A 17,704-nucleotide genomic window follows, 5' to 3' on the forward strand; every position below is an offset into this window, starting at 1 on the left:
GACAATAATCTATTGCTATTTTAAATACTCTAAAACATTAACTTCAATACGCTTTTGTATATTAGAAACATCAGCTTTTACAAAGGTTTCTCCTGTAATATTTTCGTAAAGTTCTATATAACGTTCTGAGACGGTTTCTATATATTCATCGCTCATAAACGGTACGGTTTGTCCTTCCAAGCCTTGAAAGCCATTAGAGATTAACCATTGGCGTACAAACTCTTTACTCAATTGTTTTTGTGCTTCCCCATTTTCCTGTCTTTCTTCATAACCTTCGGCATAAAAATAACGTGAGGAGTCTGGTGTGTGTATTTCATCAATCAATACAATTTTTCCGTCTTTTGTTTTACCAAACTCATATTTGGTGTCTACCAAAATTAATCCACGAGAAGCTGCTATTTCAGAACCGCGCTTAAACAGTTTACGCGTATAGTCTTCTAAAACTAGATAATCTGCTTCACTAACAATTCCTTTTGCTAAAATATCTTCACGAGAAATATCTTCGTCATGGTCGCCCATTTCTGCTTTAGTAGCTGGTGTAATAATCGGCTCTGGAAACGCATCATTTTCTTTCATGCCTTCTGGCATTGGTACCCCGCATAACATACGCTTACCAGCTTTATACTCACGCGCTGCATGACCAGACATATAACCTCTTATTACCATTTCTACCTTAAAAGGCTCACATAAATATCCTACAGCTACATTGGGGTCTGGAGTTGCCAATAACCAATTTGGAACCAAATCTTCAGTTGCAGCCATCATTTTGGTAGCTATTTGGTTTAATATTTGACCTTTATAAGGAATACCTTTTGGCATAACCACATCAAATGCCGACAGTCGGTCTGTAGCTATCATAACCAATTGGTCATCATTTATATTATAAACTTCTCTTACTTTTCCTTTGTAAACACTTTTTTGCTCTGGGAAATTAAAGTTAGTATCTATTATAGTATTGCTCATTATTTTGGCTTTTGGTATTTGGCCTTTAGCTATAAGTGCTAATTTCTTGTTTAATTGTTTTTCCTAAAATGGAGATTGACTGCAAAAATATTATTTATTTGTCATTATGAGGAGTGAAACCACGTAATAATCTTTTCATTTTAGAGATTGCTACTACAAATTTATAATTTATCCCACAATGACGTAGCTCCTAGCCCCGATTAAGGCATTTGTTGAAGCTCTTTTTGCATGCAAAAAAGCGACTGCCGCAAGCGGGAAATAGCTTCTAATAAAAATTAGCCTTGATTTTCAATACTTTTATAAGCATCAATAATCTTTTTAACTAATTTATGGCGAATAACGTCTTTTTCGTCTAGAAATATCATACCTACACCTTGTACGTTTTTCAGGATTAGCATAGCTTCTTTTAAACCCGATATGGTTCTCCGTGGTAAATCTATTTGACCAGGATCACCAGTTAACAAGAACTTAGCATTTTTACCCATACGTGTTAAAAACATTTTCATTTGGGCATGCGTAGTATTTTGACCTTCATCTAAAATCACAAAAGCATTATCTAAAGTACGCCCGCGCATAAAAGCTAAAGGTGCTATTTGTATAGTTCCATTCTCTATATAGTGTGCTAGTTTTTCAGGAGCTATCATATCGCGCAAAGCATCATATAACGGCTGCATATAGGGGTCTAACTTTTCTTTTAAATCTCCTGGCAAAAAACCAAGATTCTCTCCAGCCTCAACCGCTGGTCTAGTTAAAATAATACGTTTAACTTCTTTATTTTTAAGCGCTTGAACCGCTAAAGCAACACCCGTATAGGTTTTACCTGTACCTGCTGGCCCAATTGCAAAAACCATATCATTTTTGCGCATGCTCTCTACTAACTTACGCTGATTTGCAGTTTGTGCCTTAATCAATTTCCCTCCAACGCCATGAACAATTACCTCCCCACTTTGTTTTGAGGTATTATAATCTTCACTACTAACACTTGTTAAAACACGTTCAATAGCATTTTCATCTAATTTATTGTACTTTCCATAATGTACTAATAACATAGTAAGACGACGATCAAACTCCTCTAGGAGTTCTTCATCACCAAAGGCTTTAATCTTATTGCCTCTTGCAACAATTTTAAGTTTAGGAAAATACTTTTTTAAAAGTTCAATGTTTACATTTTGGGCTCCAAAAAACTCTTTTGGAGTGATTTCTTCAAGTTCAAAGATTAGTTCGTTCAAAGGCGTAAAATATTTTAAATTTCTTTCTTAATATTGTTTTAACTAGATAAAATGATTTATTAGTTTTGTTTTATCTCTGTATGAACTCAAAAATACATAAATTTGAGTGACCAAACGCTAAAAACATATCAACAATTTTATTGATGCCAATAATAACTTTAACGACTGATTTTGGGGAAAAAGATTACTTTGCTGGCGCTACAAAAGGCGCAATTTACAGTGAATTACCAGATGTTAAAATTGTTGATATCTCACATTCTGTATCTCCTTTTAATATTCCTGAAGCAGCATATATTATTCAAAATGCCTACAGTAGTTTTCCTAAAGGCACTATCCATATAATTGGTATAGATTCTGAAATAAATCAAGAAAACAAGCATATTGCTATTAAATTAGACGATCATTATTTTATTTGTGCCAATAATGGTATCATGAGTATGATTTGCTCTGAAATTGCTCCCGAAAAGATAGTAGAAATTAATATTCATGATAAAATTCAAACTAGTTTCCCCGTTTTAGATGTATTTGTTAAGGTTGCTTGCCATATTGCACGAGGAGGTACTTTGGAGGTTATTGGAAAATCTATTAACAGTATTAAACCTATAAAAAACATTGTACCCTATGTAAATGACGACAAAACCCAAATAATTGGTAATGTTATTTATATTGATAATTATGGCAATGTGGTAACCAATATAAAACGAGGCTTTTTTGAAACAATTCAAAAAGGGCGTCCTTTTGAGATTTCAGCGCGAAACTATAAATTTAAAACCATTTTTAAAAAATATAGTGATATTGTAAACTTTGAAACACCAGAAGATAAGCGTCATGATGAAGGTAAAGGTTTGGTAGTTTTTAATTCTGGTAACTTTTTAGAAATTGCAGTGTATAAAAGTAATTCTGCTACCGTTGGAAGCGCAAGCAGTTTAATGGGCTTAGGCATAATGGATGCTATTAGTGTTAACTTTATAAAAGAATAACTATGTTTGTTAGAATTGTTAAAATGGGTTTTCACGAGGAAAACATTGATAAATTTTTAACTAATTTTAATGAAAATAAAGCTAAAATTAGAAATTTTGAAGGTTGTAAGTTTTTAGAACTTTATCGAGATAAACATAATCCAAATATATTTTTCACTTATAGTTATTGGGAATCTGAAACAGATTTAGAACGTTACAGGCAATCTGAATTATTTATTAATGTTTGGAATAAAACTAAATTACTTTTTAGCACCAAACCCGAAGCTTGGAGCGTTGATAAGTTAGAAACTCTAAAATAAATGCTTGGTAGAATTCATTTATTATTTGGCATTTTAATAGTTATAATCTTTTTGCTATCAGGTCAATATATGGATAAGAGCTTCAATCATTTACAAGATATGGAATTGATGAACAGAGCTCTTTTTAGAGCTGGCCATTTATATATTTTACTTTTCGGGTTAATTAATGCAGCTTTAGGTTCTCATTTAAAACTTTCTAAAATTATATGGGTTAGCTTGATACAGAAAGTAGGATCAATAGTCATTTTTAGTGCTACTATAATGGTTATTTACGGCTTCTTTACAGAATTACCATCCGATGACATTGAGAGACCATTAACTCGATTTAGTTTGTATTTAATTCTCTTTGGGGTTTCTGCACATGGTTTAATATCTTTGATTCCTCACAAAAACAAAAAACTTACAGACAAATAAATGCTAGCAATCTTAAGAAAAGAAATAAACTCATTTTTTTCATCGCCTATTGGGTATTTAGTAGTAGCCATTTTTCTTTTATTAAACGGCTTGTTTTTATGGCTTTTTAAAGGTGAGTTTAATATTTTGGATTATGGATTTGCAGATCTATCATCATTCTTTTTAATAGCACCATGGGTACTTGTTTTTTTAATTCCAGCAGTAACAATGCGTAGTTTTTCTGATGAAAAAAAACAAGGTACTTTAGAGCTACTTTTAACCAAACCCATTTCACATTTAAAAATAGTTTTAGGCAAATATTTAGGCGCTTTTATTTTAATAATAACAGCACTTTTACCAACACTACTTTATGTTTATACTGTAAATCAATTAGGAAATCCTGTTGGTAATTTAGATATGGGAAGTACTTGGGGATCTTATTTTGGACTGTTGTTTCTAGTGGCTTCTTATACCGCTATTGGGGTGTTTGCTTCTACACTATCAGATAATCAGATTGTAGCCTTTATAATTGCCGTTTTTCTATGCTTTTTATTCTATATTGGATTTGAAGGTATGGCCGATTTTATGGCCAGTGATTTTATTGAACAATTGGGTATAAGTTACCATTTTAAAAGTATGAGCAGAGGCGTAATTGATACAAGAAATATTATATACTTTATTAGTATAACCATTTTCTTTTTAATGTTAACCAAACTAAACTTAACTAAAGAAGATTAATGATAGTTAAACCTTTATTTGTAATATTATTAACGCTAGTGTTTATATTATCTTGGTTGTTTGCTAATACCATAGATAAAAGGAAATGGGTGTCTATTTTAATTAGTATAATTCTAACACCTTTGGTATACTTTTATCTACTTTATCCCATATTAAATATTTTTAGTTCCTATCATCATGAAAAATATTTCAAATCTGATGTTTGGAAAGAGAAACCTGCCTTTAGGTATGAAATGGTTGGCAATTTAATTCAAGACAGTTTGCTTGTTAATATATCTAAAAATCAAGTTACAGAACTCTTAGGTAAAAGTGAATGGTTTGGTTGGAACGATTCTTTAAAGGCTAATTCTAAAGAGCAATGGAATTATAACCTAGGTTTTAAACCAGGAGCATTTAATAACATGCAAGAATGTTTAGAAATCACATTTAAAAATAATATGGTTAACAACATTCTTAAATATCAAATAGAAAAAACATTTGAAGAAGAAAATTAAACATATAACCCTTGTTATTATTGCTTTAGTAGCTATAAATATAATTAGCACTAAGGTTTATAAACGGTTTGATTTAACCAAAGATAAACGGTTTACTATTAGCGCTTCTGCTATTAGTATTATTGAAGATGTAAAATCGCCAATTATTATAGATGTTTTTTTAGAAGGCGAAGATTTCCCTTCAGAATTTAGAAGGCTTCAAGCCGAAACAAAACAACTACTGGAAGAATTTTCAAGTATTAACAATAATATTGTTTTTAGTTTTATAAACCCTATTGCTGATGAAACTGTTAGGGACAAAAATATTGAGCTCCTTAATGCACGTGGTTTAACACCCATGCAATTAAGTGTTACAGAAAGCGGAAAATCTTCACAGGCAGTTATTTTTCCATGGGCTTTAGCAAGTTATAATGAGCAAACGGTTATTATTCCGCTTATAAAAAATAAAATAGGTGCTACGCAACAAGAATTGGTTAGCAATTCTGTTCAGCATTTAGAATATGCCTTTGCGGATGGGTTTAGTAAACTAACGAAACCAAAACGCAAAAAAATTGCAATTTTAAAGGGTAACAAACAGTTAGATGATATATACATTACAGATTTTGCAAAAAAAATAGGAGAATACTATTTCATTGCACCTTTTACTTTAGATAGCGTAGCTTCAAATGCAGAAAAAACATTAAGTGGGCTAAATGAATTTGACTTAATTATTTCTGCAAAACCTACAGAGCCTTTTTCAGAAGAAGAAAAATTGGTGTTAGACCAATTCACAATGAATGGTGGAAAAAGCCTTTGGCTAATTGATGCCGTAGCTATAGAGAAAGATAGTTTGTATAATGAAACTGGTAAAAATTATGCGGTTTCTAGAGATTTAAATTTAACCGATTTTTTCTTTAAATATGGCGTTAGAATTAATCCAGGCATAGTTAGTACACTTTATTCTGCGCCTATTACATTGGCAATGGGAGAAGGTAGTAATTCGCAATTTCAACATTTACAATGGCCTTACTCGCCATTAGCAGGCACCAATAGTAACCACCCCATTGTAAATAATTTAAATCTTGTGAAATTTGATTTTGCAAATCAGATAGACACTCTTAAAAACTCTTTAAAAAAGACCATACTCTTAGAATCTGCTGCTTTAACAAAATTAGAAGGTACGCCCCGTGAAATTAGTTTAGATTTAGTTACTAAACCTCAAGATCCTAAATTATTCAATAAAGGCAATCAAACATTGGCAGTTCTTTTAGAAGGGGCTTTTTCATCAGTATACAAGGACCTTATTAAGCCCACAAACCTCTCTTCAATAAAAGACCAAAGTAACCCTACCAAAATGATTATTATTGCCGATGGAGACGTTATTAAAAATGATGTTTCTAATAATAACCCTTTAGAATTAGGTTTTGACAGATGGACTGGACAAACATACGGAAACAAGGAATTTTTACTCAATGCAGTGAATTACTTGTTGGATGATAATGGACTTATAAACATTCGGTCTAAAGAAATAACTCTTGCCTTTTTAAATCAGGAAAAAATAGCTTCAGAAAAAACCAAGTGGCAACTTATAAACATTGCATTACCACTGGTGTTACTGGCAATTTTTGGATTCTTTTTTAATTTCATAAGAAAGAAAAAATACGCTTCTTAAATGTTAATAAGTTTGTTTCGGTTATTTATCTGTATCGAATATATTTGTAAGTAGCATTATTCAAAAATTAAAATCCAACATAAATTCATGAAGTTTATTGTATCGAGCACGTATTTACTAAAACAATTACAGGTTTTAGGTGGTGTTATAAATAACTCAAACACCTTACCTATTTTAGATAATTTCTTATTTGAATTAGACAATAATACCCTTACTGTTTCTGCAAGCGATTTAGAAACCACCATGGCTTCTACCCTAGATGTAGAAAGCGAAAGTACAGGCAATATTGCAATTCCTGCACGTTTATTACTTGATACTTTAAAAACATTTCCTGAACAACCCCTAACCTTTGTTATTGAAGATAACAGTACCGTAGAAATTAGCTCTAATCATGGTAAATATGCATTGGCTTATGCTAATGGAAACGAATTTCCGAAGGCAGTAGCTCTTGAGGACCCAAGTAAAACTGTGGTAACTGGCGATGTTTTGGCAACAGCTATAAGCAAAACTATTTTTGCAGCAGGAAATGATGATTTACGTCCTGTTATGAGTGGGGTATTTTTCCAGTTTTCTCAACAAGGATTAACCTTTGTTGCAACAGACGCTCATAAATTAGTTAAATATACACGTGAAGATGTAAGCGCTAATCAGGTTGCAGAATTTATTATGCCTAAAAAACCTTTAAATCTTTTAAAAGGTATTTTGGCTGCTAGCGAAGACGAAGTAAGTATTGAGTACAATGAATCTAACGCTAAATTTACTTTTGAAAACTCTGTTTTAATCTGTAGACTTATTGATGGTAAATATCCTAACTATGAGGCGGTAATTCCAAAAGAAAACCCAAATAAATTAGTGATAGATAGAACCCAGTTCTTAAACTCAGTACGTCGTGTTAGTATTTTCTCTAACAAAACAACGCACCAAATACGTTTAAAAATTGCAGGTGCTGAATTAAATATTTCTGCAGAAGATATAGATTACAGTAACAAAGCAGAAGAACGCTTAACTTGTGATTACCAAGGGGATGATATGCAAATTGGTTTCAACTCTAGATTTTTAACTGAGATGCTAAACAATTTGGGTTCTGATGAAGTACAGTTAGAAATGAGTATGCCTAACAGAGCTGGTATTTTAACACCAATTGATGGTTTAGATGAAGGTGAGCAAGTAACTATGCTTGTGATGCCCGTTATGCTAAACTCATAGACTATTTTAGAAAAAAACACTTATTAAATATTAAAATCCTGATAACAATTATCAGGATTTTTTTTTATTCATATATCTTTCATGTGGGAAATTTACCCTAACTTAGTTCAATATTATGTTGATTACATTCAGACTATTTCACAACCCCAAGTAGTGGACAAACTAGCTTTAAATATGAAAATTAAAATCGCGCTTATTTTTTTCTTTTTGACTATTTCTGTTTCATATGGTCAATATAGTTGGACAAAAGGAGAACTAGTTTTAAAAAATGGAGATACTCTAATAGGACAGATTAAACTTCCAATGATTTCGAAAGACCTGATTGCCTTTAACAGCAAAGAAAAGGTCAAATATCGAAAAAACAGGAAATCAAAAATGGTAAAGTATGATGAAAAATTGGTATCCAAAATTATTTTCAGAAATTCCGATTCGGAAATTGCTTATTTTGAATTTATTAAGACCTCAAGAAAGAAAAGTGGACTTTTTAAAATTATTTGTTCTGGAAATGCAACTTTATACGCCAGAAGTGTAAGTCTAACAACATCAACACCAATGTATATGCATGGACCAAATGGAGGAACTTGGAACCATTGGCACTATTCGTATTTTGACTTCAACGAATTCTATGTCTTAAGAGAAAGTGAAGAAGTTGCAAGTCCATTAATCACTGCAAGAATATCAAGTTCTTTTAAAAAAAGAGCTATGGAATATTTTTCAGACTGCAATCAATTAGTATCTAAATTAAAAGAAAGAATCTATATTAAAGATGATATTAAGGATGTTGTGGATGAATATAACGATTGTAAAAGTTAGTTTTTGTACTTCAAGGTCCAACTTACCGTAATAGGCTCAGAAAAGTCTTCTAATTTTGATGAAACCTTAACTACTGTATTCATGGCTCCTGTAGGAGATGCATATTTAGGGCTCATGTCATGAGTTTCCACTGTAATATTTTGGTACCCTGATGTTTCAAATGAGGTTACCTTACCATCACCATAAATAACCTTATTCCCTTTTATTACGGCATCTTTAGAGAATCCTGCAAATTCCATTGTAAGTTGAACATTTTTAAGAGGTTCTTTAGGTGTAATTATATCTGTTCTGGTAATTACCCCAGAATTAAAATAATAGCTTGTTTCAATTGAAAACCGATCATCTGGTGAAGGATTGCGGCTGTAATCTTCACCTTTTTTGTTTGATCCAATCCTATCCAATTCCTCTTGATGATAATCTAAAAAGAACTCAGAGCTATTTTGTTTTGTTCTAATATTTCTAAAATAAGAAAGAGGCTCTAAAACTAAACCTTCTTCCAAAGTTATCCGTGGAATTAGTTGTGGATATATTTTAAACGGACTACCTTGAAGTAGGTCTGCTGAAAACGGAATTGGAAAATAGGAAGTAACACCATGCAAATTTTTCCCGCCACCAATAATTGGCAATTGAATAATGCGTTGATTATCACGAACCGTTAGGTGCGCACGGTCATATGTTCCTTTTGAAAACCAAGTAAAATCATATTGTGGCAACGTTTTAAGCCATGAATTATATTCTGTACTTGGCTTTTTATTTGAATAACCCAACTTTTTCCATAAACCATAACTTGACAAGTGCTGATGAAGTAAACTAAAATTTTCATCAAGTATACGATGCTTACCCCTGTAGGTTTCGGTTATTCTTCCTTTTTCCCATAGGTTCAGAGAACCCATATCTGAATCATACCAAAAATTCATCAAACGCTCTGAAAGAAGAACCTGAAAGGTATAGGCAGCATCCAATTCTTTTTTGCTTAAAATACCCATCATAGCCGCAGCAGAAAGCATCTCTACAAACATGCCATCTCCGTAGGGTCCTATAGAACGACCATATTGAAACCCATGCCCTTTCTCATTCATAAGAGGTAAGATAAAATCAACCGTTTTACGCATACGTCCGTTTAGCTTTTCGGGCACTTTACTATTAGTATCAATAAACCTAGCACATAACTCTGCCATTAATAAAACACTATAACGATCAAAACGCCCCTGGCCTTCTGTCTCATCTGAAAAACCGTATTCACCAGAATGTTTATCTATATGCTTAAGCATTATTTCAAGGAGCCTATTACTTCCTTCTTCAGATTCCCATCCCATAAGAAAACGTAGTCTTGCAATGGAAAAAGCTACACCAAAATAATTGGTTGGAAGCCCACCTTTAAGCTTATAGCCTGGTGTTGACACAAAATTCCTCCAATCTAATTTAGTTTTTAATAATTCTAGCGTATTTTTCGATATAGCTTCGTTTAGTATGTTTCCCTTTTGCAAGCGGTAAAGCGCTAACATGTAATAATATGTACCCCATTTTGTATTATCCATATGAAGGGTCATATCTGCTAATTCACGATATCCACTTATATATTCAGCATATTTAGGGCTAGCTCTAGGGGTTTCTAATAATAAATATGAAAAACCTATAGCAATCTTTCCCGGTAAGAATTCGTGGGGTTTATCAAATGGTCTAACACCATCTAATTCAAAATCTAGCCGCTCTAGGTTAAGCTTAGTAAATAACTCATCTAAATGAGGCAAAATCTCTTGTTCAACAACCTGATGTAAAGAACGAGATTCTGAGTTTTGAGATTGAATAACAATGGGAATAAATATGATTATAAAAAAAAAGTATTTGACGAAGGCAACGTTTTTTACCATATTCATAAAACTTAAAAATAATGAAATCATTCATCTGTACTATAGCTCTAAGATACCAAAATGTATGAGAAACTTCCAACCTAATCTATAGTTATTAACTATAGAAAAAAGTTTAACACAAAAAAGCGCCCACATTTCTGTGAGCGCCTTAGATTATCTCATACTAACAAAACTAACTAATAAAATTAGGAGATAACAAGAATATTTTATTTTATGTTCTTTTTTACAATAGAGGTCCATAAGAGTCCTACAACAGTACCTATCATCAATCCAAAGCTGGAACCCATAATAAGTCCAACAGCAACATCATCCATGACAGCTCCAATGGTCACTCCTAAGGAAGTTCCTAAAGAAGAACCCAGGGCAATTCCCCATACCAATGGATTTGTGTCTTTCTTTCTCTTTTCTGTACCCATTAACTAATAAAATTAAGAGATAATGGGTATTTTGGTACTTCGCCATTATTAGCCTTTATAGCATTTATAATGGGGAAAATAAATGAAAAAATACCTAACACTATAAACCCTAATAAACCTAAACCAAATAGAAGAATTAAAGGTATACAGATTATAAAATATACTATTAAACTTAACTGGAAATTGATGATACTCTTTCCGTGATCATCCATTTTAAGAACTTTTTCTTTTTGTGTTACCCACAAAATTAAAGGTACAATTAAACTACCAAAACCTATTAAAAAACCAATTAATTGGCTTAGGTGAGTTATAACGATTAATTGATTGTCTTTACGCTTCATAGCTTTAATTATTTTTTGATTGATTATTTATATGACGCTCAAAATCAAATTTTGTTACAAACATTATTAAAATCTGTGTAATATTATGAAGCTTATAACATTGTGTAATAATATTAATATATTTAACATGACATTTTACATATGAACAGACCAACACCAGATAATTTAATAGAATTTCTTTCTGAAATACCTTTTTTTTCAGAAGTATCACGAGATTCTTTATCTAAACTTTGTAAGGAATCTGAAAAAGCCTCGTTTGTAAAAAACGAAGTTATTGTTAATAAAAATGAAGTAGGCCATTCTATGTATGCTATTATTAACGGTAAAGTTAAAGTTCATGATAAAAACCATATTTACGATACACTTTCAAATGGTGATTGTTTTGGAGAATATGCACTTATTGATAACGAGACCCGTTCAGCATCTGTAACAGCTATAGTAAAAACAGATGTTTTAATTATTGAAAGAAATCAGTTTTTAGATCTAATGGCTAATGATAGTGGTTTTGCTCAAGGAATTTTGGCCGTAATGATTAAACGGCATAGAGAATTAGACACCATTCAAGAGCACTTGGCCTCATCTAAAATTGAAATTGAAATTGCTAGTAGTAAGATGAGTGGGCTTATTAATGGTGCTATGGACGCCATTATTATGTTCAATAGTGACTTTAGAATTGTTCTTACCAATCCGTCTGCCAATTCTCTTTTAGAAAATGAAGATGTATTACAGCGTAACGTATTGTTCTTTTTTAATGATGACAGTGCTAATTTAATTGAAGAAATTGTAAAATCTGGATTAGAAAATGATACAACTATTAACAAATACCTACCAAGTGTTGTTAAGGTTATAGGCTCTAATGATACCACAACATTAAATGAGGGTACCATAAGCAAGTATGGAAGCGGAACAGAAACTTTCTTTACTCTAATTCTACGTAATATTGAAGAACGACTAATTGCTGAAGACAAAATAAATCTACTTACTAAACAAACCGAATATTTAGAAGAGGAAATAAAAGAACTCACCAGTAGTTATGGCATTATTGCAGAACATAAGGCTATGAAACAAGCTTTAAATTTAATTCAGCAAGTTGCCAAAACAGATGCCACGGTTTTAATTCAAGGTGAAACGGGTACCGGAAAAGAGTTGATTGCGCGGGCCATTCATAAAGAAAGTAATAGAAATGATAAACCCTTAATACGAATTAACTGCGGTGCCATTCCTGCTAATTTAATTGAAAGTGAATTATTTGGACACAAAAAGGGCGCATTTACAGGAGCAACACTAGACCGCAAAGGACGTTTTCTATTAGCTGATAAAGGCACTATTTTTTTAGATGAAATTGGGGAAATGCCTATTGAGCTGCAACCTAAACTGCTTAGAGTTATTCAAGAAGGTGAATTTGATTCGGTTGGAAGTTCTGAAACCATTAAAGTTGATGTTAGAATTATTGCGGCCACTCATAGAAATTTATATGAGTTTTCAAAAGAAGGAAAGTTTAGAGAAGATTTATATTATCGCCTAAATGTGTTCCCTATTGAAGTACCAGCTTTAAGAGAAAGAGGTAGTGACCTCCATCTTATTGCTGAAGAAATGCTGGAGCAATTCTCCAGAAAACTTAATAAATCCATTACCAATTTATCTGAAGAAGATAAATCATTATTGTCAAATTACAATTGGCCTGGAAATGTACGAGAACTTCAGAATTTAATTGAACGAGCCGTCATCGTTTCAAAAAACGGAAATATTAATTGGCAAAGTATCATTCCTAATGAAAGTACCATAGAACATAATATTACTACCAACAATACAGATCTTGTATTAACAGTTAAAGAACTTCAGAAGCTTGAAAAAGAAAATATTCTAAAAGCGCTTAAACAAACTAAATGGAAGATTTCCGGTTCAAATGGTGCGGCAGAATTACTTCAAATTCCACCAACAACATTAGCTTCAAGAATTAAAGCTCTAGGTATAGAGCGCCCAATATAATTAACGATATTTCGTCAATTGTGTTACGGTATTTCGTTACTTAACGATATTTCGTAATATAATCATTGTTTAAAATTATTGTTATTTAATTGATTATCAGTCATTTAATTAGTTTGGCACACAACTAGCATTAAACTTGTCAAACATTTAAAAAATCAATTATAAACAATTTAAATTTTAGAAAACATGATTACAACAGCAAATGTAAAAAACGGAGTAAATGTAGATCAATTAGTAGAAACAATTAATCACATTCAAGAACAACCAGAATTAGCAAAGTTTGAGTTTAGAGCAAAGAACAACTGGATAGATGGCGGACATTGTGTGTCTAGCATCAAAGGTTTCTATGGAGCTGGTCAAGAAGATTCTACCCGTGAAGAAACATTCACAATGGAGTGTAGCCACCCTCAAGTATTATTGGGGCAAGATGAAGCAGCTACACCACCAGAAGTATTATTACACTCTCTGAGTTCTTGTTTAACTGGTGCCATGGTTTATCATGCAGCTGCTAACGGTATTGATATTGAAGGTGCAGAGTCTACCGTTAAAGGAACAGCAGATTTACACGGTTTCTTAGGATTAGACCCAGAAGTAAGAATGGGATTTGACGGAATCACCATCCAATTAAAAGTTAAATCTGATGCTTCTGCTGAGCAACTTGAGAACCTTGCTAAATTCTCTCCTGTTTATGACATGATTAGTAACCCAACTCCTGTTAAGATAGAAATTGTAAAACAGTAGAAACGTAAAAAAATGGCTATTGCAATTGTAGTAGCCATTTTTTTCATCAATCGATTTATCTCAACACCAAAAATGAAAACTTCAACACACCATATAACTAATGCGAATAAAGCTGTAGCAAGAATTGCGTATAAAACCAATGAGGTAATTCCAATTTACCCGATTACACCGGCTTCTGAAATGAGCGAATTGGTAGAACAATGGAGCGCTGAAAACAAACCAAATTGTTTTGGTAATGTACCAATGACCTTTCAAATGCAAAGTGAAGCTGGAGTTGCAGGAACCATGCATGGAGCCTTACAAACGGGTTCTTTATCTACCACCTTCACCGCATCACAAGGTTTATTATTAATGTTACCTAATATGTATAAAATTGCAGGTGAATTAACGCCTAATGTAATTCACGTTGCCACAAGAAGTATTGCAAGTCATGCCCTATCAATTTTTGGTGACCATAGTGATATTATGGCCGTTCGTCAATCTGGATACGCCATGCTAGGTAGTGCGTCTGTTCAAGAAGCCCAAGATTTTGCATTAATTGCACAGGCAGCTACACTTGATTCTCGTATTCCTTTTGTTCACTTTTTTGATGGTTTTAGAACCTCTCATGAAATCTCAACTGTTGAAACGATTTCTGATGAAACCGTCCAATTTATGTTAGATAAGCAGGCTATCAAAAAACACAAAGCTAATGCCTTAAGCCCAAATAACCCAGTAATTAGAGGCACTTCACAAGGTCCAGATGTTTTCTTTCAAAGTAGAGAAGCTGTAAATCCATTATACAAGACTTGTCCTAAAATTGTTCAAAAACAGATGAACATCTTTGCTTCCTTAACTAATAGACACTATAAATTATTTGATTATGTTGGAGTACAAGATGCTGAACATATCATTGTTTCTATGGCTTCTTCGACAGAAACTATTGAAAGAACCATTCATTATTTAAACAAAAAAGGAAATAAATACGGTTTAATAAAAGTTAGATTATTCAGACCGTTTAGCACTAAACATCTATTACAAGCTTTACCAATAACGGTAAAATCTATTGCCGTTTTAGATAGAACAAAAGAAGCTGGCTCTAACGGAGAACCTTTATATTTAGACATCCTTAAATCTATTTCCGAAGCCTTCCAAAACAACCAATTAACAATATTTCCAAAAGTTGTTGGAGGCAGGTACGGATTGTCTTCAAAAGAATTCACCCCAAGCATGGTTAATGCCATTTTCAACAACCTAAAACAAGACCGACCTAAAAACAATTTTACAGTTGGCATAAATGACGATGTTTTAAATTTGAGCTTGGATATTTCAGGGACCATCCAAATTGACAACATCAGCTACCAAACAATATTTTATCAAGAAAAAAACACAAAATACACAGAAAGCTTTACAAATATTTTAAATCTTATTTCAAAAAAAGAAAACACTTTTATTCAAGGCTACACGCAATGTGATTATAAAAAATCGAACTCATTTAACTCAGCACATTTACGTATTGACAACAAATCTATAAAAGCTCCCTATTTAATAGAACAAGCTGATTTTATTGGCTGCCAACCAGCTAACTTCACCTTAAACAACAATACTTTAAAAAAACTAAAATCAGGAGGCACCCTATTAGTTAACTCTTCATTAACATCTAAAGCATTCTGGAAATCATTATCTATAAATGTTCAAAGTAAAATCAAAACCAAGCGAATCAATCTGTTAATTGTAAACATTTTCGATATTGAAAAATTAGAATTACTTAAAGATGAAAATATCTCAGAATTACACGCTTGCTTTTTGGCACTTAAAGGAGATTTAACATATTCTGAATCCATTCATAATTTAAACGATTTCATTTATAAAGTTGACACATCTAGCATCAATATAAAAGACACTGAAACTGCATCACACAATTACAAGGAATCATTTAATCACTCCCTTTTAGGTAAATTACTAAATAACAAAGGAAACTACATTCCAATAAGTTTACTTCCAGTTGATGGTACTTTTGATAGTGATACTTCTAAATATAATCCGGCTCAAAATTCAGAATTTATTCCTAAATGGGATGCCATAGCTTGCACCCAATGTGGCGCTTGCAGTATGTCTTGTCCACAAACAGCTTTGAGGATAAAAGCATTTGATGAAACTCATGTAGAAAACGCTCCTAAAAGTTTTGATTTTATAGATTCTAAGGATTTCGATTTAATGAATTATACCATTCAAATCAACCCAGATCAATGCAATGGTTGTAACAACTGCGTTGATGCTTGCCCAGTAAAATCACTAAACCTAGAAAAAACTGAAAATATTTACAAACAACAGAAAACTAATTGGGAATATTTTGAAAACATTCCTGAATTGGATAGAAACTTAATTGATACAATAAAAGTGAGCCAACAACAGTTGCAAGAGCCTTTATTTAAATATTCTATTGGTGTTGAGGGTTGTGGTGAGGCACCCTATTTAAAACTTATGTCGCAATTGTTTGGGGATAGGCTTTTGGTTGCCAATGCAACTGGTACAAGTTCTATTTTTGGAGGCGCCTTACCAACAACACCTTGGTCTAAAAACGCAGAAGGCAAAGGACCTGCCTGGTCTAATTCATTATTTGAAGATAATGCTGAATTTGGTTTAGGTTTTAGGTTATCAGTAAATCAACAAGAGCAACATGCAAAACAGTTGTTAGAAAAACTCACCTTTCAAGTAGGATATAAATTGGCTTTTGATATTCTTAATAACCCACAAAACATAGAATCTGAAATAAATAGTCAAAGACTAAAAGTTTCTCTGTTAAACGCTTCATTACAAAAGATGGACTCTTTAGAAGCAAAGAAACTGCTTGAACTGAGTGACTCTTTAATCAAAAAAAGCATTTGGATTATTGGTGGAGATGGTTGGGCTTATGATATTGGTTACAGTGGCATAGATCATGTATTAGCTTCAGGTGAAAACGTAAACATTCTAGTTCTTGACAATGAAGTTTATGACAATACTGGTGGGCAAGCTTCAAAAGCAACTCCCTACGGAGCTCAAGCAAAATTTGCTTTCAACGGCAAACAAAAACAAAAGAAAGATTTGGGCTTATTAGCTATGAATTATGATAATGTTTATGTAGCATCTGTTGCCATTGGAGCTAATCAAGAACAAACTTTAAAAGCTTTTAATGAAGCTGAAAGTTTTGATGGACCATCTGTAATCATAGCTTATTGTCACAGTGATTCTCATGGTATAGATATGAAAACCCCTAGTCTATACCATAAAACAGCTGTTAACTCTGGCCAATGGTTATTGTATAGAAATGATCCAAGGCGTTTTGAAAACAAACTAAACACTTTACAGCTAGACTCGGAAGTTCCATCTATAAAAATTGAAGACTACTTGAAAATGGAAAAACGTTTTTCAAAATTATTTAATTGTAACCCAAATGAGTTTAAAACATTAATCCGAAAAATTCAAAAACAGGTGGATAAAAAATTTGATAAGTTTTTAGTCTTATCAACTGAGTCCGGTGTTCATAGGGCTAAACGAATTCAGAACAAAAAATTCAAAAACATGCTAAAACTTCAGTCATGAAAACAATTCAAAAGAC

16 protein-coding genes are annotated in these 17,704 nt (G+C 32.5%); 11 read left to right on the top strand and 5 right to left on the bottom strand.

Annotated features, from left to right (window positions below):
- Nucleotides 1-15: 15 nt before the first annotated feature.
- Both N1F78_RS15145 and N1F78_RS15150 read right to left on the bottom strand, forming a co-directional pair.
- Entirely contained in the window at nt 16-963 is a 948-nt protein-coding gene (locus tag N1F78_RS15145) for a phosphoribosylaminoimidazolesuccinocarboxamide synthase (RefSeq protein ID WP_406684014.1), read from the bottom strand.
- A gap of 275 nt (nt 964-1,238) precedes the next feature.
- Nucleotides 1,239-2,192, bottom strand: coding sequence for a PhoH family protein (locus N1F78_RS15150; protein ID WP_406684015.1), 954 nt, complete (start codon nt 2,190-2,192; stop codon nt 1,239-1,241).
- Nucleotides 2,193-2,335: 143 nt separating this feature from the next.
- Between N1F78_RS15150 and N1F78_RS15155 the strand changes: the two genes are divergently transcribed.
- The 8 genes from N1F78_RS15155 to N1F78_RS15190 all read left to right on the top strand — a co-directional run bounded on the left by N1F78_RS15155 (nt 2,336) and on the right by N1F78_RS15190 (nt 8,766).
- Nucleotides 2,336-3,172: an S-adenosyl-l-methionine hydroxide adenosyltransferase family protein gene (locus tag N1F78_RS15155; RefSeq protein ID WP_406684016.1), complete on the top strand. Its 837-nt coding sequence runs from the start codon at nt 2,336-2,338 to the stop codon at nt 3,170-3,172.
- A 2-nt stretch (nt 3,173-3,174) separates the two neighbouring features.
- Nucleotides 3,175-3,471 carry a putative quinol monooxygenase gene (locus N1F78_RS15160; protein WP_406684017.1) on the top strand — a complete coding sequence of 99 codons (297 nt, stop codon included), beginning with the start codon at nt 3,175-3,177 and terminating at the stop codon, nt 3,469-3,471.
- Complete coding sequence (locus N1F78_RS15165; RefSeq protein WP_406684018.1) at nt 3,472-3,885, top strand: hypothetical protein; 414 nt, start codon at nt 3,472-3,474, stop codon at nt 3,883-3,885.
- Nucleotides 3,886-4,602 (top strand): gliding motility-associated ABC transporter permease subunit GldF, encoded by a 717-nt coding sequence (gene gldF, locus N1F78_RS15170; RefSeq protein WP_406684019.1) that lies wholly within the window; start codon nt 3,886-3,888, stop codon nt 4,600-4,602.
- Entirely contained in the window at nt 4,602-5,096 is a 495-nt protein-coding gene (locus N1F78_RS15175) for a hypothetical protein (protein ID WP_406684020.1), read from the top strand. Before gldF ends, N1F78_RS15175 begins: the two co-directional genes overlap by 1 nt.
- Nucleotides 5,080-6,747: a gliding motility-associated ABC transporter substrate-binding protein GldG gene (gldG, locus tag N1F78_RS15180; RefSeq protein WP_406684021.1), complete on the top strand. Its 1,668-nt coding sequence runs from the start codon at nt 5,080-5,082 to the stop codon at nt 6,745-6,747. The genes N1F78_RS15175 and gldG overlap by 17 nt, the downstream gene beginning before the upstream one ends.
- Before the next feature lie 87 nt (nt 6,748-6,834).
- Nucleotides 6,835-7,953, top strand: a complete 1,119-nt coding sequence (dnaN, locus tag N1F78_RS15185) for a DNA polymerase III subunit beta (RefSeq protein ID WP_406684022.1) — start codon at nt 6,835-6,837, stop codon at nt 7,951-7,953.
- A gap of 174 nt (nt 7,954-8,127) precedes the next feature.
- Nucleotides 8,128-8,766, top strand: a complete 639-nt coding sequence (locus tag N1F78_RS15190; RefSeq protein ID WP_406684023.1) for a hypothetical protein — start codon at nt 8,128-8,130, stop codon at nt 8,764-8,766.
- Here the strand turns inward: N1F78_RS15190 and N1F78_RS15195 are convergent.
- The 3 genes from N1F78_RS15195 to N1F78_RS15205 form a co-directional block, all read right to left on the bottom strand.
- On the bottom strand, nt 8,763-10,667 hold the full coding sequence (locus N1F78_RS15195; RefSeq protein WP_406684024.1) for a hypothetical protein: 1,905 nt from the start codon (nt 10,665-10,667) through the stop codon (nt 8,763-8,765). The two genes, N1F78_RS15190 and N1F78_RS15195, sit on opposite strands and share 4 nt — an antisense overlap.
- A gap of 176 nt (nt 10,668-10,843) precedes the next feature.
- The gene (locus N1F78_RS15200; protein ID WP_406684025.1) at nt 10,844-11,053 is read right to left on the bottom strand and encodes a hypothetical protein; all 210 of its coding nucleotides are present in this window, start codon (nt 11,051-11,053) and stop codon (nt 10,844-10,846) included.
- Nucleotides 11,053-11,394: a DUF4870 domain-containing protein gene (locus N1F78_RS15205; RefSeq protein WP_406684026.1), complete on the bottom strand. Its 342-nt coding sequence runs from the start codon at nt 11,392-11,394 to the stop codon at nt 11,053-11,055. Before N1F78_RS15205 ends, N1F78_RS15200 begins: the two co-directional genes overlap by 1 nt.
- Nucleotides 11,395-11,535: 141 nt before the next feature.
- Between N1F78_RS15205 and N1F78_RS15210 the strand changes: the two genes are divergently transcribed.
- The 3 genes from N1F78_RS15210 (at nt 11,536) to N1F78_RS15220 (ending at nt 17,688) form a co-directional block, all read left to right on the top strand.
- A complete protein-coding gene (locus N1F78_RS15210; protein WP_406684027.1) occupies nt 11,536-13,383 on the top strand; it encodes a sigma 54-interacting transcriptional regulator in 1,848 nt (615 codons plus the stop codon).
- 186 nt (nt 13,384-13,569) lie between these two features.
- On the top strand, nt 13,570-14,124 hold the full coding sequence (locus tag N1F78_RS15215) for an OsmC family protein (protein WP_406684028.1): 555 nt from the start codon (nt 13,570-13,572) through the stop codon (nt 14,122-14,124).
- Between the two features lie 12 nt (nt 14,125-14,136).
- Nucleotides 14,137-17,688, top strand: coding sequence for a 4Fe-4S dicluster domain-containing protein (locus tag N1F78_RS15220; RefSeq protein ID WP_406684029.1), 3,552 nt, complete (start codon nt 14,137-14,139; stop codon nt 17,686-17,688).
- Nucleotides 17,689-17,704: the final 16 nt, after the last annotated feature.

It is taken from the genome of Seonamhaeicola sp. MEBiC01930 (genome assembly GCF_045277075.1).
Taxonomy (GTDB): Bacteria; Bacteroidota; Bacteroidia; order Flavobacteriales; family Flavobacteriaceae; genus Seonamhaeicola.